The organism is Oleiphilus sp. HI0117 (assembly GCF_001635235.1).
Genome location: NZ_LWGA01000272.1, coordinates 1 through 3616, shown reverse-complemented (window position 1 = coordinate 3616; position 3616 = coordinate 1). Strand labels below are relative to the sequence as shown.

Below are 3616 nucleotides of genomic sequence, written 5' to 3'. Positions count from 1 at the left end.
TTCATCCACCAAAAGTGCGGCACTCTCCACCATCCGGCGGGCACCGCAGCTGGGGCAGAAACCACGCCGTTTGCAGCTGAAAGCGACCAAACGCTCGTGATGACAGTCTTCACAGCGCACACGCAAAAAGCCATACTCTAGCCGACCACATTGGAGAAAATCCTCGAATTCTCCTATTTGGGGTCCTAGGGATTTTGCCTCCATATATTGCAAAAACCTCTGAAGCCCCCGTCTGCCGTGGCTTGTAGAGGGGTATCAACTTTCATTTCTAGGTCGATAGCCCTCAATCGGTGCCATTAAGTCCTCCAGTTTTGGCAGTTCGCCCGTCGGCGCGAACGTGTATGTACCCCGGAAGTTGATGTTCTCCCAAGCTACCGGTGAGGCCCGCTTGACTGTTTCCTGGTATCTGTCATTGCGCTGTTCCTCGAAGCTGTCCAGCAGGTTACTGAGTACTTTCGAGTTGAAGTAGATGATGGCATTAGCCACCAGTCGGGCACTTTCGTTCCAGATTTGGATCTCCTCATCGCTATTGCCTCGGAACCGGTCGCCGTTGACGTTGCTGATCGCCCGACGCAACTGGTGATAAGCTTCACCCCGGTTCAGCGCTCGCTGCACATGGTTTCTAAGGCTGGCGTCATCGATGTAGTTCAGCAGATACTGGGCCTTCAGTAACCGGTTGTATTCAGTCAGAGCCTCCAGTAACGGGTGGTTGTGCTTGTAGCCGGAGAGTTTACGCACCAACGTAGCTTGGCTGGTTTTCCGCTGGGCTAGAGAGACTGCGATCCGCTGGATGGTGTCCCAGTGGTCTATGATGCGTTTCGTGTTGATCGGCTTGCGCAACGATAGTTTCACGCGCTGATTTTCGTCTTCGGTGATGTTGAACAGCTCATTGATGACCTTGCCAACCCGGGCATATCGGGGGGCGAACCGATAACCGAACAGATCGAGCAAGGCAAAGTTCACATGATTTACCCCATGAGTGTCAGTTGAGAGCATGTCCGGGATAATCTCAGTACTGTTGTTCATCAACAGGTCAAAGATGTAATGGGATTCATGTTCGTTGGCGCCGATAACCCGGGCATTGATGGCCATATGATTGGCATTCAGACTGACCGCCGAGACGCCTTTGCTGGTACCGAAGTATTTTGAGGAATACCGTGTACGGAACGTCTCGCGCTTGGCTTCGAACTTCTGACCATCGGCACTGGCATGCAGACTGTCATCCTGGATGTTGTAGTGCTTGAAGATGCTCAGTCGTGTGGTAGCGTTGTTGATACGGTCATTGGCCGCATTCAGGGTTTCCAGCCGAAGGTAGTTCGCCTGGATAGTGCTGAGCTGATCATAGGTCCGATCGGAGATCTGAGCGATGCCATAGATGCCCTGATTAGTGGCATTGGCGATCAAGATCGCCAACAGGTCCACTTCGTATTGACGGCTTTTCGAGTTCATGCCCAGCACATGCTCGAAGTCGTCAATGAATCCGGTATCCTGATCCACCACGCGCAAGACATCGGCAACGCTGATCGCTCTCATTTGTTGGAAGAACGGATTATTCACCAGGTGTTTCTTACTGGCTGTAGGCAACCGCCAAAGGTGTTTGCCGCCTTTCGGGCGCAGTATCACGTCCCGATTGTCCGAACGTTCCAAGTATTCGCTGACCTCGTGTAACCGAAGGGTCAGCTCATCCGCCATACGCGGGATCAGTCGCGTCGGATCCTTGGAGATTTTCGGTTGCTGCGTACCCTCGACCAAGACCTGCTTCTGGTTTTTCCAGGTCTGTGGCTTCACCAGATCATCCTCTAACGCCCGATATCGAATGACTTCCGGCAGCATTAGCTGGCCGTTTAACCGGTTGGGAATCTGCAGGTACAGGAACCATTCATACCTGGCTTTATCTATACTGCCATCGGGTTTTAGCAATAGTGGTCGTGTGGCTTTCGGCGGTAGACGCTGATCAATGCAGGCATCGCCGAGCATATTGCCGGCGACCAGATCCAACCGAGCTTGGTCTAAGATCCGGGCTAACCGTTGCGTTTTGTCGGTGCCTTCCATGCGCAGACAGCAAAAGAGCGACCGTAACAGGCCGGTTCGCAATGTGGATTCCGTGTCCAGGTGTTGCCAGAACGCTTCCTCCGCTGACTGTTTCTGATTGCTCAGGTATCGGCAGACCGAGTTCAGGTCGTTGGCACTGAGAAACTGGAAAGCCTGTTGCTGTACCGCGTGGAAGGAAGTATTAGGGTCGATGCGGTCATCCACGAACAGGTGCAGGATCTCAGCGGCTTTACTCACGTTGCGGGCTGCCTTTTGCCAGTCTTGATAAACCCGTTCCTGCGCCATCTGATGCGCTCGTTGCTTCACCTGTCGAGTGTGATGGATGAACCCTTCCGCAATGCGCTCCAAGCCCTGCTGGTACCGAGACTGCAGATAGCACAGCAGGTACAAGCATTGGTTAGCAGGCGACTGACGCTTAAGTTTAGCACCGTAATAATCAACCCGTTCGGCATAGTGATGCTGGTTTTTCTGGGACAGAGAAAGCGAGTCGAGTACAGTCGTCACATCCTCCATTAGCGGTTGAATATGGTTATACACCGCCAGCTCTTTCTGCAGCTCGGTACCGGTGAAGTTGCGAGCGCTCCCGCGCAGCTGCTTCAATGTAAAGTGGTCTTCATCGGAAACCAGTGTCTGCAGCATATTCTTTAAGCTTTGGCTGCAAGCGGCATTGATCTGATCATACAATCGTTGCTGATGTTGATTAATCACCTGACTGACGATCTTCTGCAGGGTACTATAGGCAGGAATGGCGATCTTCTGGTGGGCCAGGTACTCGATTGCTGCGTCAAAGAGTGCGCGGGGTGCCACCCAGCTTTCAGCGCAGACCAGCAAATGTTCAACAAGCCGGGGTTGATGTTGCTTATCTTTCCAGCTGTTGACTCCAGCAATTGATAAAACACGCTCATAGATGCGGGATTTTTGGTCCGCTTTCAAACTAAAGCGCCGAAACTTGAGGTCTTTAAAGTGAAATCGCGCAATAAATGCCAAGTCATCCTGCATGGATTTATAACTCGGGTTGAGCAGGATCGGTTTGCATTTGAAGTAGCCCAACAATGCAACGGCAACACAACGGTACTTGCGTTGCCGTATTCTGGATAGCTCCGCAAGTTCTTTATCATTTAGCGCGAAGTAAAACCGCTGATAAGACTCGTTGAAGGAAGGAACGCTGTATAAATCCTCGATTTCCGCGGCAGTGAGAATTGATAGCCGTTTGTCTCTGCTCATTCTTTGACCTAAAGGTCAAAGTGTTNACAAATTTTTGGTGAATTAGAAATTAATAGCCCTCTACAGGCCACGGCAGACGGGAGCTTCAGAGGGTTTTGCGATATATGGAGGCAAAATCCCTAGGACCCCTTATTGGTTATCAGAGATAATCGAGCCGCGCATACGGCTTCTATCATGCACCGCTCAGCTCGTCTACCGCGGCTCAAAGAGAGGGATGGAAGAACTTAGTATGGCTGACGACCGAAAAAATAAAGGTATTCTCTTCAATAAAAACAATAAGTTAAGTCGATTCTATGAGCAATTGTACCCCGATATAGTCGGTCACCCATCCGAACAAAGG

The 3616-nt window shown here is 51.3% G+C and carries 2 protein-coding genes; both read right to left on the bottom strand.

Annotation, left to right across the window (positions count from 1 at the left end; translation table 11 throughout):
- On the bottom strand, positions 1-204 hold a 204-nt coding region (locus tag A3757_RS25030), incomplete at its 3' end, for a transposase zinc-binding domain-containing protein (RefSeq protein ID WP_369819521.1).
- 51 nt (positions 205-255) lie between these two features.
- Entirely contained in the window at positions 256-3276 is a 3021-nt protein-coding gene (locus tag A3757_RS03380) for a Tn3 family transposase (RefSeq protein ID WP_060994423.1), read from the bottom strand.
- Positions 3277-3616: the final 340 nt, after the last annotated feature.

Coding starts and splice junctions, on each gene's coding strand:
- A3757_RS03380 (WP_060994423.1), bottom strand. CDS start 3,276: ATGAGCAGAGACAAACGGCTATCAATTCTCACTGCCGCGGAAATCGAG.